The sequence below is a fragment of the Desertihabitans aurantiacus genome, assembly GCF_003344635.1.
Lineage (GTDB): Bacteria > Actinomycetota > Actinomycetes > Propionibacteriales > Propionibacteriaceae > Desertihabitans > Desertihabitans aurantiacus.
In genome coordinates this window covers 1-5,986 of sequence record NZ_QPKK01000237.1, presented here as the reverse complement: position 1 = coordinate 5,986, position 5,986 = coordinate 1, and the positions used below count along the sequence as shown (strand labels likewise).

The following is a 5,986-nucleotide window of genomic DNA, read 5'->3' as shown; positions in this document are numbered from 1 at the left end:
CGGTGGCGTCTCCCCGCTGGCCCACTACCGCCTGGCCGCCCGCTGGGGCGCGGTGGGCTCGTGGTCGCGCTACCACACCGGCACCGACCTCTCCGCCCCGATCGGCACCCCGATCCGCGCGGCCGCCGACGGCGTCGTCGTCCCGGCCAACGGCGGCGGCTGGGCCGGCACCCACGTCATCATCAAGCACGCCGACGGCAGCAAGACGCTCTACGCGCACATGGCGAGCACCGCCGTCTCCCCCGGCCAGCAGGTCACGGCCGGCAGCATGATCGGCGTGGTCGGCATGACCGGCCGCACCTTCGGCCCCCACCTCCACTTCGAGTGGTACCCGGCCGGCGCCTCCACCAGCAACCCCTACGAGACGCGCGATCCCGCCGTCTGGATGCTGTCCCACGGCGTCCGGCTCTGACACCGAGACCAACCTGGCCCCCGCTGCGACCCAGCGGGGGCCAGGTTTTCTTCTGCTCGAACGGCGACGGCTGACCGATGTCGACGGTCAGTGACGAGGTCCGCCGTGTCGGCACCGAGCACCGGCGCGGCGTCCGGTGAGGTGAGCGGCCGACCGGCCGCCCACATCGGTCTTGTCGTCCGCTCCGGTGGGCGTTCGCCCTTCGACAGGCTCAGGGCGCTGTGGGTGGCGTCCGTGCGCGGGTGCCGTCAGGTAGCGAGTGTCGTCCCTGCCCAGACCTCCACGCAGGACGCCTAGAGCTTCTCCAGCGGGGCGTGCTTGAGGGAGAGGCGCTTCACGCCGACGGAACCGAAGTCCACATCGGCCTTGGTGGCGTCGCCCGTCCCGCTCGTCGCGATCACCGTGCCCATCCCGAAGGTGCTGTGCAGCACACGGTCACCGGCGTCCAGGGACGGCACCTGCCGGGCAGTCGGGCGGGCGCCGTAGCCGACGGCGCTGCGCCAGCTGCCCAGCGAGCTGTCGGCCTCGTTGCGGCGGGTGGCCGAGGTGGTGGCCCAGCTGGCCACCGCCGCACCGGTGCGCCGCCAGTCGTAGAGATGGGCCGGGATCTCCTCGAGGAACCGGCTCGGCGGGTTGTACTGCGGGGCGCCCCAGGCCGTCCGCACCACCGCACGGGACAGGTGCAGCCGCTTGCGGGCCCGGGTGATGCCGACGTAGGCCAGCCGGCGCTCCTCCTCCAGCTCGCTGCGGTCGGTGAGCGCCCGCTGGTGCGGGAACACCCCGTCCTCGCACCCGGTGAGGAAGACGGTGTCGAACTCCAGCCCCTTCGCGGTGTGCAGGGTCATCAGCGTGACCATGCCTCCGCCGTCGTCGGCGTCGGGGATCTGGTCGGAGTCGGCGACCAGGGCGATCCGCTCGAGGAAGGCCGGCAGCGAGTCGTCCGGCTCGGGGGCTCCGCCGGCCAGCTCGTCGCCCAGCTCCAGCGCCTCCCGGTCGCGGGACCCGTCCTCCGCCGTCTGCTCCTCCTCGGCACGGGCCGCGGCCACCTCGGCGGTGATGTCCTGGGCGTGGGCGTTCGCGACGAACTCGGCGGCCACGGACACCAGCTCGACCAGGTTCTCCAGCCGGGTCTCGTCCTGGGGGTCCTTGCTGCTCTGCAGCTCGGTCAGGTAGCCCGACTCCTGCAGCACCGAGGTGAGCACCTGGTCGGCCGGGACGCCGTCGGCGACCATCTGCTCGTGCGCGTCCAGCAGGGCGGCGAAGGCCTCGATCTGCTTGGCCGAGCGGGTCGCCAGACCCACCGCCTCGTCGCTGCGGCGCAGCGCCTCGCCGAAGGAGATCTGCTCGCGCTCGGCGAGGGTCGCGATCGCCGCCTCCGCCCGGTCGCCGATCCCGCGCTTGGGGACGTTGAGGATGCGTCGGACCGAGACGTCGTCGGACCGGTTGGCGATGGCGCGCAGGTAGGAGATGGCGTCGCGGACCTCACGCCGCTCGTAGAAGCGCACCCCGCCGACCACCTTGTACGGCAGCCCCACCCGGATGAAGACGTCCTCGAAGGCCCGCGACTGGGCGTTGGTGCGGTAGAAGACGGCCGTCTGCCCGGGCGTGGTCAGGCCCTCGTCGGTCAGCCGGTCGATCTCGCCGGCCACGAACTGGGCCTCGTCGTGCTCGGTGTCGGCGACGTAGCCGGTGATCAGCGGGCCGTCCCCGGAGTCGGACCACAGCCGCTTCTCCGGACGCTCGGCGTTGCGGGTGATGACCGCGTTGGCCGCGGAGAGGATGTTCTGGGTGGAGCGGTAGTTCTGCTCGAGCAGGATCGTCTCCGCGCCGGGGAAGTCGCTCTCGAAGTCGAGGATGTTGCGGATGGTCGCACCGCGGAAGGCGTAGATCGACTGGTCGGAGTCGCCGACCACCATCAGCCCCGGCGCCTCGATCGAGTGCTCGCCCTCCTCCTCGGCGCACAGCTCGCGGACCAGGGCGTACTGGGCGTGGTTGGTGTCCTGGTACTCGTCGACCAGCACGTGGCGGAAGCGGCGCCGGTACTGCTCGCGGACGTCGGGGAAGGCCTGCAGCAGGTGCACCGTCGTCATGATGAGGTCGTCGAAGTCGAGCGCGTTGGCCGCCCGCAGCCGCTGCTGGTAGGTCTTGTAGGCCTCGGCGTAGGGCTCCTCGGCCGGCGAGGCGACGTGGGCCGGCGCGGACTCGTGGTCGACCAGCTCGTTCTTGAGGTTGGAGACCCAGTTCATCACCCCGCGGACGGGATAGCGCTTCGGGTCGAGCTCGAGGTCGCGGCAGACCAGCGTCATCAGCCGCTTGGCGTCGGTGTCGTCGTAGATGGAGAAGGTGCGGGTGTAGCCGAACCGGCCGATCTCCGCGCGCAGGATCCGCACGCAGGCGGAGTGGAAGGTGGAGACCCACATCAGCCGTGCGCGGTTGCCGACCAGGTCGGCCACCCGGTGCCGCATCTCGGCGGCGGCCTTGTTGGTGAAGGTGATGGCCAGCACCGAGCCGGGGTGCACGTTGCGCTGGCTGACCAGCCAGGCGATCCGACGGGTCAGCACCCGGGTCTTGCCCGAACCGGCGCCGGCGACCACGAGCACCGGCGGCCCCTCGTGGGTGACGGCCTGGCGCTGCGGCCCGTTCAGCCCGTCCAGCAGCATCTCCTCGGTGAGCCGCGGACGCCGTCCCTCCCCCGCCGCGCCGTCGGCTCTGGGGGCGGGCGCGGACGTCCTCGCCGGGGCCGGCGCGGAGGTCTCGACGGGGGGCAGGCTGGCGAACAGGTCTGGCTGGCTCATGACCCCGCCAGCCTAGTGGCGGGTCCTGACTAGACTCCCGCCATGCGGCTGCCACGGATCTCCCTGCGGAGGTTGGTGAGCAGGGTCCTCGCCTGCGTGCTGGCCGTCCAGGGGCTCACCCTCGGTGCACTGTTCGTCATCGACCTCCGGCGCAAGCGGCTCCGCTCCCCCGCCCGCTTCCCGAAGCTGCGTCCGAGCACCGTGCCGATCGACGCCGGTGAGCTGACGGTCTTCACCTACGGCCAGGACCTCTACGACGACATGCTGGAGGGCATCCGCAACGCGCGGAAGCGGATCGTCCTGGTGACGTTCATCTGGAAGGGCGACCGCACCGGCCGGGCGTTCAAGAAGGCCCTGGTCGAGGCGGCCGACCGCGGGGTGGAGGTCTGCCTGGTCTACGACGAGTTCGCCAACCTCGTGGTGCCGCGGCCGTTCTTCTCCTTCCCCAGCCACGTCAACGTCCTGCGGCACCCGCTGGTGTGGGGTGGGCTGGGGTGGCTCAACCCGCGCAACCTCGGACGCAACCACAACAAGCTGATGGTGGTGGACTCCGAGATGGCCTGGGTCGGCGGCTACAACATCGGCTCGCTCTACGCCACCGACTGGCGCGACACCCACGCCCGGGTGACCGGTCCGGTGGTGGCCGACCTCGAGGACGCCTTCGTCGACTACTGGAACGAGCTGCCGGGCCGGCACCCGATGCTGCCCGAGGTCGCCACCCGCTCCTGGCACAGCTCCGTGCGGGTGCACCGCAACATCCCCCGGCGGGCGCACTACCCGATCCGCGGGATGTACCTGGAGGCGATCGACAAGGCCACCGACCACATCTGGCTGACCCACGCCTACTTCGTCCCCGACGACGACATCGTCCGGGCGCTGCTGGCCGCGGCGAGCCGGGGCGTGGACGTCCGGCTCATCGTCCCGGCCGCCTCGAACCACATCACCGCCGACTGGTTGTCGCGGGGCTACTACGCCCAGCTGCTGGCCGGCGGGGTGCGGCTGTTCCTCTACCAGGGGGCGATGGTGCACGCCAAGACCGCCACCATCGACGGCCAGTGGTCGACCATCGGCACCGCCAACCTGGACGCGCTCAGCCTGGCCGGCAACTACGAGATCAACCTCGAGCTGACCGCGGCCGAGGTGGCGGCCAAGCTCGAGGAGGTCTTCACCATCGACCTCAGCAACTGCACCGAGCTGACCCTGGCGGAGTGGCAGGCCCGACCGATGATGGTGAAGTTCTCCGAGACCGTGCTGCGGCCCTACCGCCGCTTCCTCTGAGCCGTCTCCTCCGAGCGGGGCGCCGGTCGCTCACCACAGCACGGCCAGCGCCGCGTTGCCCAGGGTGAGCAGCAGGATGATCGCCCAGAGCCCCTTGGGGATGGAGTCGAAGCGGCGGTTGAGCACCACCAGCACGGTGACCAGCAGCGTGACCACGAGCTTGATGCCGATCTTCACGTGGTTGACGTCGACGTCGCCCACCTCGTTCACCCCGACCAGCGCCAGCCCGCTGACCAGCTGGGTGAGCGCCCCGTGCAGCATGGCGGCGTTGACCACCGGCTCGCGGTCGCGGAGCTGCACGAAGGCCCCGCCGAAGAGGGCGGCGAAGCCGACCAGGTGGAGCAGCAGCAGCAGGCCGTGAACCCAGTCCATCGCCGTCATGGCGCAGACGATAGCCAGTCCGCGCCGTCGGCGCGGGCCGAGCGCGGGTGCGAACTGGGGAACTCTCAGGGTGTGCCGCCCGTTTGGCGTCCGCGGATGGGGCTACTGTGGGGGCATGGGAACCATCATCGCCTACATCGTCATCGGGCTCATCGGCGGCGCGATCGCCAAGCTGATCCTCCCGGGTAAGCAGGGAGGCGGCTGGATCGCCACCATCATCCTCGGCATCGTCGGAGCACTCCTCGGAGGCTTCCTCGGCGGGCTGCTGTTCGACGTCAGCTACAGTGACGTGTTCTCCATCCAGGGCGTGATCACCTCGATCGTCGGGGCGCTCATCATCCTCGTCATCTGGGGCCTCATCAGCCGCCGCTCCTCTGCGCGCGCCTGATCCCAGCGCACGACGGCCTGGCACCACCACGGTGGTGCCGGGCCGTCGTGCGTCCGGGTTCAGACCAGCTTGCGGTCGGTGGCCCAGCGGGTGAGCTGGTGCCGGTTCGACAGCTGCAGCTTGCGCAGCACCGAGCTGACGTGGGTCTCGACGGTCTTGATGGAGATGAAGAGCTCGCGCGCGACCTCCTTGTAGGCGTAGCCGCGGGCGATCAGCCGCAGCACCTCCCGCTCGCGCTGGGAGAGCCGGTCGAGGTCCTCGTCGATGCTGGCGATGTCGATCGCACCGGAGAAGGCGTCCAGCACGAACCCGGCGAGCCTGGGGGAGAACACGGCGTCGCCCTCCGCGACCCGGCGGATGGCGTCGATCAGCTCCGCGCCGCTGATCGACTTGGTGACGTAGCCCCGCGCGCCACCACGGATGACACCGATGACGTCCTCGGCGGCGTCGGAGACCGACAGCGCGAGGAAGCGCTGGTCGGGGTTCTGCGCGTGCACCTGCTTGAGCACCTCGACGCCTCCGCCGCCGGGCAGGTGGACGTCGAGCAGGACCACGTCGGGCCGGGTCTGCAGGATGGCCCGGACGGCGCTCGGCACGTCCTCGCCCTCCCCCACCACCTGCACCGTGCGGCCGATCTCGGAGCGCACCCCGCTGCGGAACATGGCGTGGTCGTCGACCAGCACCACCCGCAGCGGGCCGCGCCGGGCCGGGTCGGTGGGTCCCTCCGCCCCC

The 5,986-nt window shown here is 71.0% G+C and carries 6 protein-coding genes; 3 read left to right on the top strand and 3 right to left on the bottom strand.

Features of this window, described 5'->3' with window-relative positions; translation table 11 throughout:
- Positions 1-412 (top strand): M23 family metallopeptidase (locus tag DVA66_RS15990; RefSeq protein WP_157974055.1); only part of this gene is annotated, 412 nt, incomplete at its 5' end.
- A gap of 293 nt (positions 413-705) precedes the next feature.
- Here the strand turns inward: DVA66_RS15990 and DVA66_RS15985 are convergent.
- The gene (locus tag DVA66_RS15985) at positions 706-3,207 is read right to left on the bottom strand and encodes a UvrD-helicase domain-containing protein (RefSeq protein WP_114560970.1); all 2,502 of its coding nucleotides are present in this window, start codon (positions 3,205-3,207) and stop codon (positions 706-708) included.
- A gap of 42 nt (positions 3,208-3,249) precedes the next feature.
- Here DVA66_RS15985 and DVA66_RS15980 point away from each other — a divergent pair, with 42 nt between their 5' ends.
- Positions 3,250-4,485: a phospholipase D-like domain-containing protein gene (locus tag DVA66_RS15980; RefSeq protein ID WP_114560969.1), complete on the top strand. Its 1,236-nt coding sequence runs from the start codon at positions 3,250-3,252 to the stop codon at positions 4,483-4,485.
- 30 nt (positions 4,486-4,515) lie between these two features.
- Here the strand turns inward: DVA66_RS15980 and DVA66_RS15975 are convergent, their stop codons facing one another.
- On the bottom strand, positions 4,516-4,866 hold the full coding sequence (locus DVA66_RS15975; protein ID WP_232822006.1) for a hypothetical protein: 351 nt from the start codon (positions 4,864-4,866) through the stop codon (positions 4,516-4,518).
- A 115-nt stretch (positions 4,867-4,981) separates the two neighbouring features.
- On the opposite strand from DVA66_RS15975, the gene DVA66_RS15970 reads away from it, so the two are divergent.
- Entirely contained in the window at positions 4,982-5,254 is a 273-nt protein-coding gene (locus DVA66_RS15970; protein ID WP_114127175.1) for a GlsB/YeaQ/YmgE family stress response membrane protein, read from the top strand.
- Between the two features lie 59 nt (positions 5,255-5,313).
- Here the strand turns inward: DVA66_RS15970 and DVA66_RS15965 are convergent, their stop codons facing one another.
- Positions 5,314-5,916, bottom strand: coding sequence for a response regulator transcription factor (locus DVA66_RS15965; RefSeq protein ID WP_232822007.1), 603 nt, complete (start codon positions 5,914-5,916; stop codon positions 5,314-5,316).
- Positions 5,917-5,986: the final 70 nt, after the last annotated feature.

Coding starts and splice junctions, on each gene's coding strand:
- DVA66_RS15985 (WP_114560970.1), bottom strand. CDS start 3,207: ATGAGCCAGCCAGACCTGTTCGCCAGCCTGCCCCCCGTCGAGACCTCC.
- DVA66_RS15980 (WP_114560969.1), top strand. CDS start 3,250: ATGCGGCTGCCACGGATCTCCCTGCGGAGGTTGGTGAGCAGGGTCCTC.
- DVA66_RS15975 (WP_232822006.1), bottom strand. CDS start 4,866: ATGACGGCGATGGACTGGGTTCACGGCCTGCTGCTGCTGCTCCACCTG.
- DVA66_RS15970 (WP_114127175.1), top strand. CDS start 4,982: ATGGGAACCATCATCGCCTACATCGTCATCGGGCTCATCGGCGGCGCG.
- DVA66_RS15965 (WP_232822007.1), bottom strand. CDS start 5,916: ATGTTCCGCAGCGGGGTGCGCTCCGAGATCGGCCGCACGGTGCAGGTG.